The sequence below is a fragment of the Stenotrophomonas sp. B2 genome, assembly GCF_014947095.1.
GTDB lineage: Bacteria > Pseudomonadota > Gammaproteobacteria > Xanthomonadales > Xanthomonadaceae > Stenotrophomonas > Stenotrophomonas maltophilia_P.
Window position 1 is genome coordinate 70,228 of sequence record NZ_JADCQA010000012.1, and the last position, 17,179, is coordinate 87,406.

The 17,179-nt window shown below is 67.7% G+C and carries 19 protein-coding genes; 10 read left to right on the forward strand and 9 right to left on the reverse strand.

Translation table 11 applies throughout. From position 1 onward, the window contains the following. Positions 1-106 precede the first annotated feature (106 nt). The gene (locus IMX13_RS14570) at positions 107-475 is read right to left on the reverse strand and encodes a hypothetical protein (RefSeq protein ID WP_193396609.1); all 369 of its coding nucleotides are present in this window, start codon (positions 473-475) and stop codon (positions 107-109) included. Between the two features lie 687 nt (positions 476-1,162). Here IMX13_RS14570 and IMX13_RS14575 point away from each other — a divergent pair. Continuing rightward, entirely contained in the window at positions 1,163-2,302 is a 1,140-nt protein-coding gene (locus IMX13_RS14575) for a YncE family protein (protein WP_193396610.1), read from the forward strand. 113 nt (positions 2,303-2,415) lie between these two features. Here the strand turns inward: IMX13_RS14575 and IMX13_RS14580 are convergent, their stop codons facing one another. Continuing rightward, entirely contained in the window at positions 2,416-2,892 is a 477-nt protein-coding gene (locus IMX13_RS14580) for a nuclear transport factor 2 family protein (RefSeq protein ID WP_193396611.1), read from the reverse strand. 218 nt (positions 2,893-3,110) lie between these two features. On the opposite strand from IMX13_RS14580, the gene IMX13_RS14585 reads away from it, so the two are divergent. Together IMX13_RS14585 and IMX13_RS14590 are read left to right on the forward strand one after the other, a co-directional pair. Further along, positions 3,111-3,923 (forward strand): alpha/beta hydrolase, encoded by an 813-nt coding sequence (locus IMX13_RS14585; RefSeq protein ID WP_193396612.1) that lies wholly within the window; start codon positions 3,111-3,113, stop codon positions 3,921-3,923. A gap of 20 nt (positions 3,924-3,943) precedes the next feature. Next, positions 3,944-4,114 carry a hypothetical protein gene (locus IMX13_RS14590; protein ID WP_164972344.1) on the forward strand — a complete coding sequence of 57 codons (171 nt, stop codon included), beginning with the start codon at positions 3,944-3,946 and terminating at the stop codon, positions 4,112-4,114. On the opposite strand, the gene IMX13_RS14595 is transcribed toward IMX13_RS14590, so the two are convergent. Further along, the gene (locus IMX13_RS14595) at positions 4,111-4,854 is read right to left on the reverse strand and encodes a hypothetical protein (protein ID WP_193396613.1); all 744 of its coding nucleotides are present in this window, start codon (positions 4,852-4,854) and stop codon (positions 4,111-4,113) included. The two genes, IMX13_RS14590 and IMX13_RS14595, sit on opposite strands and share 4 nt — an antisense overlap. Positions 4,855-4,993: 139 nt before the next feature. Between IMX13_RS14595 and IMX13_RS14600 the strand changes: the two genes are divergently transcribed. Both IMX13_RS14600 and IMX13_RS14605 read left to right on the forward strand, forming a co-directional pair. Further along, positions 4,994-5,590 (forward strand): hypothetical protein, encoded by a 597-nt coding sequence (locus tag IMX13_RS14600; RefSeq protein WP_227255455.1) that lies wholly within the window; start codon positions 4,994-4,996, stop codon positions 5,588-5,590. Between the two features lie 54 nt (positions 5,591-5,644). Continuing rightward, complete coding sequence (locus tag IMX13_RS14605) at positions 5,645-6,613, forward strand: polysaccharide deacetylase family protein (RefSeq protein WP_193396614.1); 969 nt, start codon at positions 5,645-5,647, stop codon at positions 6,611-6,613. A 3-nt stretch (positions 6,614-6,616) separates the two neighbouring features. Here the strand turns inward: IMX13_RS14605 and IMX13_RS14610 are convergent, their stop codons facing one another. Then, complete coding sequence (locus tag IMX13_RS14610) at positions 6,617-7,507, reverse strand: MnmC family methyltransferase (RefSeq protein ID WP_193396615.1); 891 nt, start codon at positions 7,505-7,507, stop codon at positions 6,617-6,619. A 513-nt stretch (positions 7,508-8,020) separates the two neighbouring features. Further along, the gene (locus tag IMX13_RS14615) at positions 8,021-8,437 is read right to left on the reverse strand and encodes a hypothetical protein (RefSeq protein WP_193396616.1); all 417 of its coding nucleotides are present in this window, start codon (positions 8,435-8,437) and stop codon (positions 8,021-8,023) included. Positions 8,438-8,522: 85 nt separating this feature from the next. Between IMX13_RS14615 and IMX13_RS14620 the strand changes: the two genes are divergently transcribed. Continuing rightward, entirely contained in the window at positions 8,523-8,807 is a 285-nt protein-coding gene (locus IMX13_RS14620; RefSeq protein WP_065175406.1) for a hypothetical protein, read from the forward strand. A 24-nt stretch (positions 8,808-8,831) separates the two neighbouring features. On the opposite strand, the gene dmeF is transcribed toward IMX13_RS14620, so the two are convergent. After that, the gene (gene dmeF / locus IMX13_RS14625) at positions 8,832-9,806 is read right to left on the reverse strand and encodes a CDF family Co(II)/Ni(II) efflux transporter DmeF (protein WP_193396617.1); all 975 of its coding nucleotides are present in this window, start codon (positions 9,804-9,806) and stop codon (positions 8,832-8,834) included. Positions 9,807-9,857: 51 nt separating this feature from the next. Between dmeF and IMX13_RS14630 the strand changes: the two genes are divergently transcribed. Then, a complete protein-coding gene (locus IMX13_RS14630; protein ID WP_049417302.1) occupies positions 9,858-10,142 on the forward strand; it encodes a metal-sensing transcriptional repressor in 285 nt (94 codons plus the stop codon). A gap of 24 nt (positions 10,143-10,166) precedes the next feature. Here IMX13_RS14630 and IMX13_RS14635 read toward each other — a convergent pair whose 3' ends face one another. Continuing rightward, positions 10,167-10,544 carry a MerC domain-containing protein gene (locus tag IMX13_RS14635; RefSeq protein WP_053518817.1) on the reverse strand — a complete coding sequence of 126 codons (378 nt, stop codon included), beginning with the start codon at positions 10,542-10,544 and terminating at the stop codon, positions 10,167-10,169. A 68-nt stretch (positions 10,545-10,612) separates the two neighbouring features. Between IMX13_RS14635 and IMX13_RS14640 the strand changes: the two genes are divergently transcribed. Beyond that, entirely contained in the window at positions 10,613-11,938 is a 1,326-nt protein-coding gene (locus IMX13_RS14640; protein ID WP_193396618.1) for a GTP-binding protein, read from the forward strand. 10 nt (positions 11,939-11,948) lie between these two features. Here IMX13_RS14640 and IMX13_RS14645 read toward each other — a convergent pair whose 3' ends face one another. Both IMX13_RS14645 and IMX13_RS14650 read right to left on the reverse strand, forming a co-directional pair. Continuing rightward, complete coding sequence (locus IMX13_RS14645; protein WP_193396619.1) at positions 11,949-13,559, reverse strand: ATP-binding cassette domain-containing protein; 1,611 nt, start codon at positions 13,557-13,559, stop codon at positions 11,949-11,951. A gap of 163 nt (positions 13,560-13,722) precedes the next feature. Then, complete coding sequence (locus tag IMX13_RS14650; protein ID WP_053518823.1) at positions 13,723-14,622, reverse strand: LysR family transcriptional regulator; 900 nt, start codon at positions 14,620-14,622, stop codon at positions 13,723-13,725. Between the two features lie 197 nt (positions 14,623-14,819). On the opposite strand from IMX13_RS14650, the gene IMX13_RS14655 reads away from it, so the two are divergent. After that, a complete protein-coding gene (locus IMX13_RS14655) occupies positions 14,820-15,998 on the forward strand; it encodes a serine hydrolase domain-containing protein (RefSeq protein ID WP_193396620.1) in 1,179 nt (392 codons plus the stop codon). After that, positions 15,995-17,179 carry an MFS transporter gene (locus IMX13_RS14660; protein ID WP_128988049.1) on the forward strand — a complete coding sequence of 395 codons (1,185 nt, stop codon included), beginning with the start codon at positions 15,995-15,997 and terminating at the stop codon, positions 17,177-17,179. The genes IMX13_RS14655 and IMX13_RS14660 overlap by 4 nt, the downstream gene beginning before the upstream one ends.

A 17,179-nucleotide genomic window follows, 5' to 3' on the forward strand; every position in this document is an offset into this window, starting at 1 on the left:
GTTGATGAGCTTCCCATAGAGATAAAGATTGCAGCAGAAGATGGGGAAGGTAATCTCATCGATTGATGAAGGTGCGCCTACTATGACGATCTTCGCACTTTGCCAACTACTGCCGAACCTGCAACCGCTCAGTAACCTGCGCAGTCAACGCCACACAAGCCATCTTCAACCCCTCCATCACCCGATCCCCCACGTACTCTTCGGGCGCGCCATTCTGCCGCGTGCGCTCCGCAGCCAGCATCAGCTCCGCCACCACGCGTAAACCGGCCAGCGCGCAATCCGCGTCCGCCAGCTGAAGACAACGCCCAGGCAACTGATGCCGCTCGGGCCACGGCCGGCCATCCGCAGCCGCACCCTTTCCGATGCGACGCAGGGTGGAAACAAATCCGTTGGGATCGGGGGATGCGTCGCGCTCGGGCTCGGTATTGGCCGGATCGTACTGCGCGTGCAGGGAACGGAAATCCGATTCGTTCATGGCAATGCTCCGTACAGGACAGAAAGCAACGCCACCGATGGAGGTGGCGGGACGATGCGTGGCTCGAAAACCGGTAAGTATCAGACCGGCGGGTCCGAAGACCCCCACGCACCGCCCGCCATGGAACGCGAACGGATTGCCAGCCGGCGCCACGCAAACGTGACGCCGGCTGACAAGCGTGAACATCTGATACTTGGACGGGTTTTCGAGTCCCGCGCCACCCTTTTCCGGTGGCCCGCCAATCTGCTCACGCCTGCGCCCTGAAATCCAATTGGAATTTGCGGAGAAAACACGCAGTTCCACAGAGCAGGACTATTGTCGCAGATGGCCAGCGTGCCGTATGCGACGACAATCTCCGCAATCGAACTTCAAGGAAGCTTTCTACGACAGGAAAGATCGTAATCAGCCTGTACGCCCGCACAGAACGCTACCGCCTACCGATCGCGCAGGGCCTCCCGAAAGCATCCGTCCACACCGGAATGGGGCCATCGTCACCGCCCCACAGCCGAAAAGGCGAGCCAAAAGCGACACTCCGGCCGTCGTCCTCGGCGCCACGTCTCTCCCCAGCCTGCTACCATTCCCCCGCAACCCAGCCAGCCCACCCCGCGCAGACACACCCGGGGCGGGCCGTCGCCGTACGGCCCAGCGAGCCAGGACACCCTTCCGTGCCCTTTCAAGGATGCTCGCATGTTCCGTCATTCCGCTTTCCGCTCGGCCGCCCTGGCCCTTGCCATTTCGCTCAGCGTCGGCGCCCCGGCGGCCTTCGCCGATAACGCGCCCGTCGCCAGCACCCCCGCTGCCGTGCAGCGTCAGGCCATCGCCAAGGGCCTGTACGAACTGGCGTACAGCCCCACCCAGAACGCCGTGTTCGTTGCATCGTCCGGTGGCTTCGGCGATGACGCCGGCCCGTCGCAGGTGCTGCGCCTGAACCCGGCCACGCTGGCCGTGGAAACCCGCATCCCGCTGGAGCGCAAGGCGTTCGGCGTGGTGTTGGATGACGCTCACAACCGCCTGTACGTCGGCAACACCGTCGATACTTCGGTAACCGTGGTCGATACCGCCCAGAACAAGGCCATCGGCATCGTGCAGCTGATGGAGAAGAAGGTCGGCAAGGACGGCAAGGCCGCCTACACCCACGACCTGCGCGAACTGGTGGTCGACAGCCCGGCCAACCGTCTGTACGTGACCGGCCATTCCAGCGAAGGCAGCGTGCTGTTCGTGGTCGATACCACCACCCTGAAGGTGATCAACACCATTCCGGGCCTGGGCAACGCCAAGGCGCCGGGCCTGGCGCTGGATGCCGCCAACAAGCGCGTGTATACCAGCAACCTGCTGGCCGACCTGGTAGTGGTCGGCACCGACGCCAACACGGTGGTGGCCCAGCACAAGATCAGCGCCGAGCAGCCGATGAACATCGCGCTGCACCCGGACGGCAAGCGCCTGTTCGTGACCGACCAGGGCTCGGAGATGATCCGCAGCTACATGACCAAGAGCAGCGCGGGCTTCACCAGCAAGCACCCGGGCCAGCGCGTGCTGGTGCTCGACCGCACTACCGGCAAGGAACTGGCCAGCATCCCGACCGACGCCGGCCCGCTGGGCATCCTGCTGGATGCACCGCGCAAGCGCCTGTACGTGACCAACCGCGACGGCGGCACGGTGACCGCGTACGACAGTGACAGCTACCAGAAGGTGGCCACCTACCCGGTGCCGACCCACCCGAACAGCCTGGCGCTGGATGCCAAGAACAACGTGCTGTACGTGAGCATCAAGAACGGCGAGAAGGATGCCAAGGACGCGAACGAGAGCGTGGCGCGCATCCAGTTGTAACGGCTGGAGGTGGCCGCGCTGGGAGAGCGCGGCCACCTGTTGCAGGCATGGGATTTCGCCAGGTGCGCGCCAGAGTGGCGGCGTGGACCCTCCACCGCCTGCCACCCCGAACCTCAATCCACCCCGCGGTGGTCATAGCTGATCACCCGCTCCACCTGCCAGGTGCCGTCCACGCGTCGCCACACCTGCACGAAGCGCGCCTGCCCCACCCACCGCTCCACACCGTCCTTGCCGCGTTCGTAGAAGCGATGGTCGCCCATCTCCAATGCACGCTCTTCGTGCAACGGGAACACCTGCAGCGAACGGTCCACCAATTCGCGGCGCAGGCGCCAGCCGCCCTCGCGCGCGCTGTCGCACATGCGGGCGACGCTGCGCCGGAAGTCCTCGCGGCTGCTGGCCGATTTGCCGTCCTTGTCATGGAAGAACTCCATGTCCTCGGTGGTCATCGCGGCAGCCCGATCGGCATCGCAGGCCTCGAACGCCACCGCGAACAGCTGGGTATCCGCCTGGCGGATCTGCTCGCGCAGGGTATCGGACGGGGCAGGGCTGGCGGCAAGGCCGGCGGCGAGCAGGGGCAGGGCGAACAGCATGGCGCGTCTCCGTGGATGTCGGGCGCACAGTGGCACGCTGCGGGGGCGGTTGGCGCACGGGTGTGACGAAGCCGCGTCTGCCGGGTACGAACGGCCGGATTCCGGGTGCGGGTGCAGGGCGCCAAGCGTGTAGGGCATGTCATGGCGCGGGCGGATTCCCTCACGGTCGCCACAGGCGGCGCTGCCTAAGCTGGTGCCATCTTTCACCAGGAGTTCCCATGCCTGCTTCCTCCATCCGGCTGCACATCGAAGACACCGGCGGCGAGGGCCGCCCGGTCATCCTCATCCATGGCTGGCCGCTCTCGGCCGAGGCGTGGAAGGATCAGGTGCCGATCCTGCGGGATGCGGGCTACCGCGTGATCAGCTATGACCGCCGTGGCTTCGGTCGTTCCGAGAAGCCGGTCGACGGCTATGACTACGACACGCTGGCGGCCGATCTGGCCGACATCATCGAGCAACGCGATCTGAAGGAGGTCACGCTGGTCGGTTTCTCGATGGGTGGCGGCGAGGTGGCGCGCTACATCGCCAATCACGGCGAGGCGCGCCTGCACAGCGTGGTGTTCGCGGCTGCGGTGCCGCCGTACCTGCTGCGCACCGAGGACAACCCGGAGGGCCCGCTGACCCAGGACAAGGCGGACGAGATGCGCGCCGGCCTGGAACAGGACCGCGAAGCCTTCTTCGATGGCTTCACCCGCGATTTCTTCAGCGCCAACGGCAAGCTGATGGTTACCGAAGCCGAGCGCCAGGCGGCGATCGCGCTTTGCCACCAGTCCGACCAGACGGCGGCGCTGGGCTGCATGAAGGCGTTTGCCACTACCGACTTCCGTCGCGACCTGCAGAAGGTGAGCGTCCCCACTCTGGTGCTGCACGGCGACAGTGATGCCACCGTGCCACTGGAGGGCTCGGGCAAGCGCACGCAGCGCGCCATACGTGGCAGCGAGCTGGTGGTGCTGCAGAACGCGCCGCATGGCTGCAACACCAGCCATACTGACGACTTCAATCTGGCGCTGTTGAACTTCCTCAAGCAGTAACCGGCCTCTACACTCTCCGCATGCGCCAGACCCGCACGCCGCCGTGGAAGAAGCCCAACCCGAAGGGCCAGAAGTCGCAGCCGTTGTCGCCTGCACAGAAGGAGGCGGCGCGGCAGCGCGCGGAGGAGAACGGGCGACCCTATCCGAACCTGGTCGACAACATGTGGGCGGCCAAGCTGCCGCGCGGTTAGCGCGGCGTTGGGCGGCCCGCTGGTGCAGGGGCGAGCAGGGGCGTCCAACCGCGTTCGCGCCAAGGTGCGAACGTGCGTGGGTGGACCTGCACCGCACCTGCGGCCAGAGCGCCCCGCGCTGTCAGTGCGGCCTGCAGCCGGTCTGTCTGCATCGGCTGTGCGAACGCGACCTGCAGCAGGTCACCCTGCTGCCGTACCAGTACCGGCAGGACATCGCGCGACTGGATTGCCAGCGGTGGGCGGCCGATGGTGTAGTCCATCTCGACCGTGCGTGCGCCCTGTGCGATGACAGGCTGCCACGCCTGCAACAGCGCGGCGTGCCGGGATGCGGGCAGGCGCACCTGGGCGATGCTCGCCGGGTAGCCGACGGTGCTTTCAACCATGACCTGGAAGCGTGCGCCGTCCGGCATGGCGACGGCCCATACCGCTGCCGTGGCGAAGATCGGTATGCAGCCGACGAAGTACCAGCGGCGGGGAACCGGTGCGGCAACGGGGTAGCTCCACTGCGGATGACGACGTTGCAGGCGCCGTAGTGCCTTGCGTTCGCGACGGCGCGGTGGTGTGGCCGCAGGCAGGAGGGGCGACGTCACCGGTGGCAGCTTTGCGCGCTGGGTCTGGATGACACGCGACACGGCGTAGGCCGCCCCTGCGATCATCAACAGGCCGGTGCCGTAATGCACCAGCAGGTACAGCATCAGCATCCAGCGCACTCCATGCAGCGGTTCTTCCTCGGTGGACATCGTACCGCCGAGCACACGTGTTGTCGCATCCGCCAGCCGACAGCCGTGATCGGCTTGGTTACGATGACAGACCGCCGACACGAGTGTAACGATGACATCCACTCCGTTCCCTCAGGGCCGCACGCGCGCCCCGGGACTGATGTTGCTTCTGCTGCAGGTGGTCGCCGTGCTGGGCCTTGGCCTGGCCGCAGGCTATTTCCATCACCGTGTGGATCTGTTGCTGGAGCCGGTGACGGCTGCCTGCGGTGGCCCGGACCCCGCGGCGCGACTGCGGATGGCCGAAGTGTTGATGGCGCGTGCCGGCGCGCTGGATGATTGGCAGCCACTGCGGTGGTTGCCGGTAGCGGGAATGGTGCTCGCACTGCTGGGTGCGATGGCCATCTGCGTGCATTGGTGGCACCGGGTACGGCGGCCCCTGCGCACCACCGCGTTGGGGCTGATGGCTCTGCATGCCAGCGCCATGGCGCTGGCGGCGTGGACCCTGCATCTGTACGAAGACGCGTGGAACAGCGTGGTCAGGCTGTCTCCGACGGCGTGTCTGGTCGATCTGACCCAGCAGGGACGCATGCCGCTGGAGCAGGCCCAGGAAGTGGTCTTCCATATTTTCACCCGCGCGCACGCGCCGCTGCAGCGCAATCCGGATGACCTGGCCCTGGTGCTGGTGGCGCTGCTGACGGCCGCGATGGTGGGCGGTGTTGCGCTGTGGCGGGCCGCGGCTGCTGAAGAGGGGCGCTGACGGCGCTCGCGCGCTGGGCTACAGTCGGCGTTCCTGCCGACACAAGGATGGTCCATGCGTACGTGGCTGTGTGCCCTGCCGTTGCTGCTGTTGTCGCTGGCGGTGCACGCCGCGGAGGTGGACCGGCGCATCGCGGTGACCATTGATGATCTGCCGTGGGCGCGCGTGGACACCATCTTGCCTGCGGATCTGCAGACGCGCCATGCGGCGTTGATGGCGCAGCTCCGCCAGGCCGATGTGCCGGTGGTGGGCTTCGTCAACGAGAACAAGCTGGAGGTTGATGGCCAGGTGCAGCCGGCGCGGGTGCAGATGCTGCGCGATTGGCTCGACGCGGGTTATGGGCTGGGCAACCACACCTATTCGCACATGGACCTCAATGCGCAGGGCGTAGCCGCCTTCCAGCAGGATTTCCTGCGTGGCGAACAGGTGCTGCGGCCGCTGCTGGCCGAGCGTGGCCAGCGGCCACAGTGGATGCGCCATCCGTATCTGCGTGCGGGTCGGACGGCCGAGGACCGCGCGGCAATGGACGGATTCTTCCGCGACCACGGGTACCGCGTGGCGCCGGTGACGGTGGACAACGGCGAATGGGTCTGGGCCTTCGCCTACGCCAACGTGATGAATGAACAGCCGCCGTCCGCAGCCCGCGAGGCTACGCTGGCGCAGCTGCGCAAGGGCTATGTGCCGTACATGCTCAACAAGCTGGACTACTACGAGCGGCAGTCGCAGGCGCTGCTGGGCTATGCCTTGCCGCAGGTCTGGCTGATGCATGCCAATGAACTGAACGCGGCCACCTTCGCCGAACTGGTGGCGGCCACCCGGCGGCGCGGCTACCGCTTCATCACGCTGGAAGAAGCCATGCGTGATCCTGCCTATGCGCGCGGCGCGGAAGGCTACAACGGCCGTTACGGCCCGAGCTGGCTGCATCGCTGGGCGATGGCCGAGAACAAGCCGAAGGATTTCTATGCCGGCGAACCGGTGGTGCCGGCGTGGGTGATGACGCTGGCGAAGGTGGATTCGGAGTAGCGCTCAGCGCTTGACCGCCAGCACGCCGTCCAGCGCGAGCTCGGCCTTGAACCCGGCCTTTTCCAGGCGCTTGGCCACTTCGCGCGGCACATCGCGGCCGCTGGTGAGCTTGTTGGGCGCGCCGGTGTAGTGGAACAGGCGGCCGCCCTTGCGCAGGACGCGGGCGAAATGGTCGTAGAACACCTGCGAATACAGTTCGCCTGCGATGCCGAAGCGCGGCGGGTCATGCAGGATCGCATCGACGCTGTTGCTGGCGATCTGCTCGATCTGCTGCGAGACGTCGCCCTGGCTGAAGTGCAGGCGACCACCGGCAGCGGCCGAGTCGGGATCGGGCGACCACGGGTTGAGCGTGCGCAGCCACATCACGTCGGCGTTCTTCTCGAACGAGCGGATCTGGCCGACGCCGGCCTCCAGTGCGCAGGCGGCGAAGTAGCCGAGCCCACCACAGGTATCAAGCAGCGCCTTGCCCGCCGGTGCAACCAGCTCGACCTTGCGGCGCGCGTCCTCGAACGGCGACAGCTTCGAGGTGGGCAGCATCTTGATGCCGTCGATCTCGAAGGTCGGCGCACCCCACTCGGTAGGCACCAGTTTGATCAGTGAACCGCTGTAGCGTGAGATGGGAGCGAAGTCTTCGCCCTCCCAGTAGTACAGCGTGCGGTCCTTCAGCTTGCCCGGCCACGGGTAGTGCTGGCCGCGGAAATGGAAGCCTTCCGCGTCCAGCCCCACGCTGTCCTGGCTGCGCCCCAGGTCAAGCGAGCCTTGCCACTCGGGCGCGCCCTTGTCATGGGCACGACACAGGGCGTCGGCGCTGTCGCGGGTCAGCAGAGGGCCGGTGTAATGGGGCACGGCAGGCATCGGGTGGGTCGGGGGAGGGCATGGTACCGCAGCTGCCATGAAGGATAGAAAGAGCGGTGTTGGATCCCAACGCAACTGCCGGGGGCATTTTCGCGAGTGCATACCCAACCTGCTGCCGGCCCTTCAATCGTCCCTTCCCCCTGAGACGGTTCCATATCCATGGAGGCGCAGAAGGCCTGATGATAGAGCTTGGTGGCTTCCGACTGATCACTGTATCGATAGATCAGGCGTCCAAATCCATCTGGCTTGAGATGCTGATCAACCTGGATGTGTGCTCCGTCGAAGTCTGGCCACGTTGTACGACGAACGATGATGATCTCGCCCTTGGAGTCCAACTCCGTTCTGTCGACACTCAAGGGTGTTTCTGCGAACGCAGGTACAGCCATGGCCGCCGCTAAACATAGCATCCGCGCGCGTCTGCTCATGTGTGAGTCTCCGTTTCATGGTTGCGGAGACAGTAGGCTCAACAATATCCGGCATCTTGATTGTGACCGAAGTTGTGCCTGGTCGAATTTGAAACGTTCCTCATTCGCTTGAATCCCTGCACTTCGATCAATCGCACTTCACCGCATACACCGGCCCGGCACCGATCAGCATCAGTGCCATGTAGTCGCTGTCACTGGCCTTGCCCTTCAGCGTGGCGCCGCTGTTGAAGTGGAAGAGGCCGAAGCCGCCGGCCATGCGGATCAAGGCGCTGTCGATCTGTGCCGCATCGTCGCGGAAGTAGCGGCTGATCTCGCTGGAGGTGGCCTTGTGCAGCCCGTTCGGGTCGCGCTGCCATTGGCCATCGCGGTTGAAGGAAACGAAGTACTGGCTGCCTTCGCGCTCGATGCGGAAATCGGCGGTCTTGCGCGGGCTGATGGCGAAGCAGCCTTGCAGGGCATCGGAAGAGAACGGCAGCCGCGCATCGCCGCCACAGGCGGTGAGCAGCAGCAGGGCACCGGGCAGCAGCAGGCGAAGCGCGCGCATGGGATGTCCCGACGAGGCAGGTGCGGCTAGTGTAGGCAGCAGCCGGGCGGGGCCCGTACAGAAATTCGGCAAGAGGACGCGTGCAATGGCACAGGGCAAGGCACCGTGGTGCGGTGTGGCCAGTGGATTGGGCCTGGTCGTGGGGTGGGCTGCAGGCACGCTTGCGGCACAGGCGGCGGTGGCCGCGGGAGGCAATGGCATCGCCGCGGGCCTGGGGGTGGGTGTGCTGGGCTCGGCACTGGTGGGATGCGGGCTGGCGGTGGCATCGCGGGTGCGGGGCGAGCGTTGGCCCTGGATCGGTATCGTGGGCGCGGTGCTGAGTGCGCTGCCGTTGCTGATGTACCTGCTGCGGATGATGCTGAAGCTCTGAAGCCGGGGCGAGGGCTCGGCGCTGTCAGGACGGGCTGTGATGGATCTCGACCGTCACGTGCACCAGCTCCTCGTGGATCGCCAGCGCCTGGCGCACGGTATCGGCATCAAGGCGGGCGTCACTGGTCACCACGCTGGCGCTGACCGCGTACTTGCCCCGGCCCACCTGCCAGACGTGCAGGTCGGCCAGGCGTGCCGGCCATGGGCCCTGCTCGATCACCTCGCGGACCTCGGCCACCACCGGCGCGTCCATCTGCGCGTCGAGCAGGATGCGGCCACTGTCACGCAGCAGGCCGACCGCCCACACCGTGACCAGCACGGCGCCGACCAGACCCATCACGGGGTCCAGCCAGGTGAGGCCCAGCAGTTTGCCGCCGAGCAGTGCGACGATGGCCAGCACCGAGGTGGCCGCGTCGGCCAGCACGTGCAGGTAGGCCGAGCGCAGATTGAGATCGTGGCCATGCGAAGGGGCATGAACGTGATCGTGGTGATGCCCGTGATGATGCGCGTGGTCGTGCCCATGCGGATGATGCGCGTGGCCGGGGCTGTCGTGCAGCCACCACGCACAGAGCAGATTCACGCCCAGGCCTACCACGGCGATGGCGATGGCTTCGTCGTAATGGATCGGCGCGGGAACCCACAGCCGCTGCACGGACTGCGCGGCCATCAGCGCGGCGACACCCAGCAGGGCAATGGCGCTGGTATAGCCCGCCAGGATCTCGATCTTCCAGGTGCCGAAGGCGAACCGCGGGTCGTGCGCGTAGCGCCGTGCACAGCGGTAGGCGAACACCGAAAGGCCCAGCGCGAGTGCGTGCGAGCTCATGTGCCAGCCGTCGGCCAGCACGGCCATGGAGTTGAACCACCAGCCGCCGACGATCTCCACCAGCATCATGCCGACGGTCAGCCACAGGGCGCGGCGGGTGTTGCGTTCGGCAAGGGGATTGCCATCGTCGAAGCGATGGTCGTGGCGACGGGCAGCGGCGAGCGTGTCCAGATGCATGGAGTGACCGGCGGGTGGAGTTGATACCCCCATAGGGTATACGATCCACCCATGGCACACGTACACAGAAATCGAAAACAGCTGCTGACCCGGGTGCGCCGCATTGGCGGCCAGGTGGCGGCATTGGAGCAGGCGCTGGACAGGCCCGAGGGTGAAGCGGGCGACTGTGCGGACGTGCTGGTGCAGGTTGCGGCGGTGCGTGGTGCGGCCCACAGCCTGTTGATGGAGTTGCTGCACGAGCACCTGCAGGAGCATGTGGTCGGGGCTGAAGACCCGCAGCAGCGGGCGGCGGAGGCCGAGGTGCTGGTCGAACTGTTGCGGCGTTACGGGAAGTAACGCCGAGCGGGCCGTCGGCGATGCTCAGCAGTGGCGGTGCCGGCGCCGCGCGTTCCAGACGTGGGTGGCGGCCAGCAGCAGGCTGCCGGTGACGGTCAGCGGCGTTTCCCAGGCATGCGAAGGCAGCTCGAGCGCGCCGGCCAGCAGCAGGCCCAGGCCGAGACCGGCCGCGGTCCAGGCCATGACGGGCAGGCGATGGCGGCGGTCGGCCCGCCACAGGGCGTAGCCGGTCAGCGGCAGGGCGATCGCCACGAACAGCAGATGCACCCATTCGGCCTGGGCCCAGGCGCCGAACAGTGGCAGCGCGGCGGCAAGCAGGGGCAGCGCCAGGCAGTGCAGCAGGCACAGGCTCGACAGGGCGAGGGCTCCGGCATCGAGCAGTGCGGGGGAAGGGGACTTCATGGGGGAGGTTCCTTGCGCAGCAATTGTTATACAGTAACATTTCTTTCCCGCAGCCAGACCGCTCCGACATGAACACTGTTTCCCGCGCCGACCGCCGCTTGCCCGTCACCGTGCTGTCCGGCTTTCTGGGGGCCGGCAAGACCACCCTGCTCAACCAGATCCTGCGCAACCGCGAGGGCCTGCGCGTGGCGGTCATCGTCAACGACATGAGCGAGGTCAACATCGATGCGCAGCTGGTGCGCGACGGTGGCGCCGAACTGCGCCGCACCGAAGAGACGCTGGTGGAATTCAGCAACGGCTGCATCTGCTGCACGCTGCGCGAGGACCTGCTGCAGGAAGTACGGCGGCTGGCTGACAGCGGCCGCTACGACTACCTGCTGATCGAATCCACCGGTATCGGCGAACCGATGCCGGTGGCCGCGACCTTCGCGGTGCGCGATGAGCAGGGCTTCAGCCTGAGCGACATCGCCCGGCTGGACACGATGGTCACCGTGGTCGACGGCAGTGCCTTCCTGGCCGACTTCGGATCGACCCTGCGCCTGGCCGAGCGTGGCCAGCAGGCGGGACCGGACGACGACCGCGGGGTAGTCGACCTGCTCTGCGAGCAGGTCGAGTTCGCTGACGTGATCGTGGTCAGCAAGATCGACCAGGCGGAGGAGGAAGTGCTGCAGGACACGCTGGCCGTGCTGCGCGGCCTCAACCGCGATGCGAAGCTGCTGCTGTCCAGCTTCGGTGATGTACCGCTGACGGAACTGCTCGATACCGGCCGCTTCGACTTCGAGCGGGCGCAGCGCGCACCGGGCTGGGTGAAGGAGCTGCGTGGCGAGCACACGCCGGAAAGCGAAGAGTACGGCATTGCCAGTTTCGTCTACCGTTCACGGCGGCCGTTCCATCCGGCCCGTTTCGCGCGCGCGTTGCGCAGTGGCATGCCCGGCGTGATCCGCAGCAAGGGCTGGTTCTGGCTGGCCAACCGCATGGACTGGGTGGGCGAGTTGAACGCGGTTGGCGCGGCAACGCGCACGCAGGCCGCAGGGTTCTGGTACGCCGCGCGTGATCGCGTACGTGCAGGCCTGGAAGACACCACGCCGCTGCTGCCGCCGACGCCCCTGCCGTACAGCGATGTGGGCTGGGCGCGCCAGCAGGCCAACTGCTGGAGCGCTCCGCTGCCGGGCGTGGAGGACTTCCCGGATCGCGCCGCGCATGCCGCGATGGCGCGGCTGTGGCATCCGCTATGGGGGGACCGTCGGCAGGAACTGGTGGTGATCGGCGTGCACATGGATGAACGCGCGGTGCGCGCGGAACTGGACGCGTGCCTGCTGGATGACCAGGAGCTCCGCGCCGGCCCGCTGTTGTGGCAGCAGTTGCCTCAGTCGTTCCCGGAATGGAAGCGCTGACGGGAGGGGTTCAAGGGCGTGGGTCGTGCCATTGCCAACCGTCTGCTGTTACCTGCAGTACCTGCGTGGGCCGCAATGCCTGCAGCAGGTGACGGTCGTGGCTGACCATCATCAACGCACCCGGCCATGCATCCAGCAGCTGTTCCAGCGCCTGCAGTGCCCCCAGGTCCAGGGCATTGCCGGGCTCGTCGAGCAGCAGCAGCTGGGGTGCCGGGTCGGCATACAGCACGCTGGCCAGTGCGCCCTTCACCCGTTCGCCGTCGCTGAGGCTGCTGGCGGGACGCTGGATGCGCTGCGCATCCAGCCCCAGCAACGCCAGGCGCGTGCGCAGCTCGCCAGGATCGGCGGCGGGGTTGGCGGCCTGCACGCTGTCCAGAATGCTGCGCGTACCGCACAACCCCAGCAGCTGCTGGTCCAGCAGGGCCAGCGGCGCCAGGCGCTGCACGGCGCCACTGCGGGCGGGCAGGTGATCGGCCAGCACACGCAGCAGGGTCGATTTGCCACTGCCGTTGTCGCCGATCACGGCGATGCGTTGCCGGCGACGGATCTCCAGCTGCAACGGCAGGCTGCAACCGTATGGCAGTACGAGATCAGTCGCCTGCAGCAGGCGCGCACTGCCACGTTCGCCCTCGCCTGCAAACAGGGCCAGCTCGGGTGTGGCCTGCACGGCCGATGAAGCGGCGCGTACCTGCGCGGCACTGGCCTGCAGGCGCTCGTTCTGGATCTGCTGCGCACGCCCGTGGCTGGCTTCTGCGCGCTGCTTCTGCCGGCCGAGCAGGATCGGTGCCTGGTTGGCCTGCTTCGCCTCGCGCGTGCCGCGTGCCTGCCGTTGCTGTTGGCGTTCGTGCTGCTCGCGCGCGCTGCGCTGCTGCCGCCGGTGCTGTGCACGTGCGTGGTCAAGCTGTGCGTCCGCTGCGTCCCGCTCGGCGGCGCGTGCCTCGGTATAGTGCTGCCAGGGGCCGCCGTAGCGACGCAGGCCGTGCGCGTCCAGCTCGACGATCTGCTGCATGTGCGATAGCAGTTCGCGGTCGTGGCTGATCACCAGCAGACCGCCGGTCCACTGCTGCAGCTGCGCGTAGAGCTGCTGCCGATGGCGGGCGTCGAGGTGATTGCTGGGCTCGTCCAGAATCAGCCAGTCGGCGCCACTGGCCCAGGCGCCGGACAGCGCCACCTGCATCGCCTGGCCACCGCTGAGGCGGGCCGCCGGCTGCGCAGGATCGAGATCGTCCGGTAGCTGTTGCGCCTGCCAGTGCTGTGCCAGCCGCTCGCGCAGATCCCAATGCTCGCCGATGCAGGCGAAGTCGGCCTCGTCGATGCTGCCGGCTTCAATCCGCGCCAGTGCGGCCAGCTGCGGGCCGACGCCGGCCAGTTCGCCGACGCTGCCACGGGGTGGGTGGCCGGGCGTGGGCAGCAGGAACACGTTGCCGCTGCGGTGCACGTCGCCGCTGTCCGGCGTGATCTGCCCCGCCAGCAGGCGCGACAGCACGCTCTTGCCGGCACCGTTGGCGCCGACCAGGCCGGTGGCGACCGGTTCAAAGGAAAACGACAGGTCTGAAAACAGCGACCGGCCATCGGCCAGTCGATACGACACGCGATCGAGCGTGAGGAAATGTGCGGTCATGCGACCTCCATGGATGCCGTGTTCTCCCCTGCGCACAGGGGCGGGAAGCGTCGGGCCGTCTAGTTCGAAGACGGCGGCATCAATGGCGCATCGGTCGCGAGCCTCAAGGAGGAATGAGCGGCCAGTATAGCGCCGGCGGCTGAACGATCGCGCTGCGTCGTGGCTACGGCACGGTGTCCAGGCGCGCGCCGACGAAGTCGATGAACACGCGCAGCTTCGGCAGTACGTGGCGCCCCGAGGGCCACAACAGGTGGAAGGTGCCGCAGGAGTGCACGTACTCGTCCAGTACCGTCACCAGGCGCCCGTCGGCCAGCGTATCGCGCACTGAATGCACGGGTACGAAGGCCAGGCCGACATCGCGCAGGGCCAGGGCCACGCGGGCTTCGATGGTGTTGGCGACCATGTGCACGGGCAGTTCCTGCACGGGTTCGCCTTCGGGCCAGTGGATCGGCCATGGCTCCAGCTTGCCGCTGCTGGGGAAGCGGTAGTGCAGCAGCGTGTGCTGCAGCAGGTCGGCCGGGGTGCGGGGCGTACCACGCCGCTGCAGATAGGCAGGCGAGGCAACGACACGCCGGGGAAACACCCCCATCCGACGCGCGTTCATGCGCGAATCGCTGGGCTCACCCACGCGCAGCACTGCGTCGAAGCCTTCTTCGATCACGTCCACCAGGCGGTCACTGAAGTCCAGGTCGAGGCGGATGTCCGGATACGCCGCCATGAATTCGGCCATCAGCGGCAGGGTGAGGTCGCCGACCAGCGGCAGGCTGATGCGCAGGGTGCCACTGGGCGTGGCATGCGGTTGCGCCAGTTCGGTACGTGCGGCATCGCGCTCGTCGAGGATGCGCCGGCAACGGGCCAGGAACAGCTGGCCCTCTGCGGTGAGGGTGATGCTGCGCGTACTGCGGTGGAACAGGCGTACGCCCAGGGCCTGTTCCAGCCGCGCCACGCATTTGCCCGCCGCGGAGGCGGAAATGCCCTGCAGGCGGCCGGTTTCGACGAAGCTGCGGGTGTCGGCGGCGTGCACGAAGGTCTGCAGGTTGGCGAGATTGTCGAGAACGGACATGGGCGTGGCAGGCAGGGCAGCGGCGGGGGGAATGCAACACCGTGATGCAGCGCGTTGACGCGCGATGATGGCCTTCCGGTTCCGGGCATCATGCCCATTGCGGACTCCCCGGTCCATGATGCGCGGAGCGGCAACCGGCTTTTTGCCGGCGTCCAGGCTGCCTAAGGTGGCGGCCTCTCCTCCCACGGACTGCCGCCATGAATGCCGCTGTTTCCCCAGTGACTGAACCCGCCCTGCCGTCGGTGCAGCGCCTGCTGCAGCAGGTGCACCCTCATCGGCTGGTCGGTGCGGTCGTGCAGGTGCGTGTGCACGGGGTGCTGCGCCACGCCAGCGCCACCGGCCTGGCCGACCGTGAACGCGGCGAACCGATGCGCCGTGACCATCTGTTCCGCCTGGCATCGGTGAGCAAGCCTCTGCTGACGGTGGTGATCCTGCGCCTGGTCGCCAAGGGCGTGCTTGATCTGGATGCGCCCGTGCAGCACTGGCTGCCCGATTTCCGGCCGACGCTCGCCGACGGCAGCACGCCGGCCATCAGCCTGCGCCAGCTGCTCAGTCACAGCAGCGGCCTGGGCTACCGCTTCCTGGAAGCCGATGCGCACGGCCCCTACGCGCGCGCCGGCGTCAGTGATGGCATGGATGCCAATCCGCTGTCGCTGGCCGACAACGTGCGGCGTATCGCACAGGTGCCCCTGCTGTTCCCGCCGGGCAGCCAGTGGATGTATTCGCTGGGCGTGGACGTGGCCGGGGCGGTGGCCGAAGCCGCAACGGGCGAGACCCTGCAGGCGTTGTTCGAGCGCCTGCTGGCGACGCCGCTCGGCCTGCGCGACACCGCCTTCGCAACCGGCGACGCGAGCCGCCTGGCCACGCCCTATGTCAGCGACGACCCGCTGCCGCACCGCCTGCGCGAGGGCGAGGTCGTGCCGGTGTTCCCGGAAACGGTCGGTATCGAGTACAGCCTGGCCCGGGCCACCGATGCCAGCCGCTATCCATCGGCCGGCGCGGGCCTGGTCGGCACGGCCGACGATCTGATGACAGTGCTCGAGGCGCTGCGCGACGGGCAGGCGCCTGCGCTGCTGCCGGCCCCGCTGCTGGCGCAGATGGGCACGCCGCAGGTGGGTGAGGCGGGGCCGCCGGAGCCGGCAGGCTGGGGCTTCGGCCTGGGATTTGCCGTGCTGCGCGATGCGGTTGCCGGCGCAACGCCGCAGGCGCCGGGCAGCTGGCGCTGGGGCGGTGCCTACGGCCACAGCTGGTTCGTCGACCCGGCACGGGGCCTGAGCGTGGTGGCGCTGACCAATACGCTGTACGAGGGCATGGACGGTGCATTCGTGGATGAACTGCGCGATGCGATCTACGCCGATCTGGAGGCTGCACGATGAGTGGCCACGCGATCGATGCGGCAGCCCCCGCGGGTGCGGCCTCGCGCCTGCCCTGGGCCGGCCTGCTGGCGCTGGCCGGCGGTGCCTTCATCACCCTGCTGACGGAAACACTGCCGGCCGGGGTGCTGCGGCCGATGGGCGCCAGCCTGGGTGTGAGCGATGCGGCGGTGGGTCAGCTGGTCAGCGTGTACGCGCTGGGTTCGGTACTGGCGGCACTGCCGATGACCGCGCTGACCCAGCGTTTGCCGCGTCGTCCCCTGTTGCTGGCCGCGATCGCCGGCTTCGTGCTGGTCAATACGCTGACCGCGTTGAGCAGCAGCTATGCGCTGATTCTGGCGGCGCGCTTCCTGGCCGGCGTCAGTGGCGGCCTGCTGTGGTCGCTGGTGGCAGGTTACGCCGCGCGCATGGTGGTGCCTGAACTGCAGGGACGGGCCATCGCGGTGGCGATGATCGGATCGCCGTTGGCCCTGTCACTGGGCGTGCCGGCCGGCACCCTGCTGGGCCAGCAGATCGGGTGGCGCTGGGCGTTCGCCCTGATGAGCGTGCTGGCGGTGCTGCTGCTGGTCTATGCGCGCTGGGCCCTGCCGGCCCTGCCCGCAGCCGGCTCCGGACGGCGTGTGTCGCTGGCTGCGGTATGGCGCATGCCGGGCGTGCGCAGCACCTTGCTGGTGATGGCGCTGTACGTACTCGCGCACAACGTGCTGTACACCTACATCGAGCCTCTGGCCTTGCAGGCCGGTGCGGGGGCCTGGCTGGACCGCCTGCTGCTGGCGTTCGGCATGGCGGCCCTTGTCGGTATCGCGATCGCTGGCTGGGGTGTGGACCGCCACCTGCATGCGCTGGTCTGGAGCACGGTGCTGGGCTTCATCGCCGCCGTCATGGCGCTGCTGTTGTGGCCGGTGAGCGCGACCGCACTGCTGCTGGCGACGATCGTGTGGGGTATGGCGTTCGGTGCGGTGCCGACCCTGTTCCAGACGGCATTGGCGCGGCGCGCCGGCGCGGCGGCCGACCTTGCGCAGTCGATGCTGGTGACCGGCTGGAACCTGGCCATTGCGGCCGGCGGCGTGGCCGGCGGCCTGGTGCTGCAGTCCGGCGACGCGCGCCATCTGGGCTGGCTGCCGTTGCTGTTGCTGGCGGCAAGTGCGGTGTGGCTGATCGCACGCCCGAAGGCCTGGGCGTAA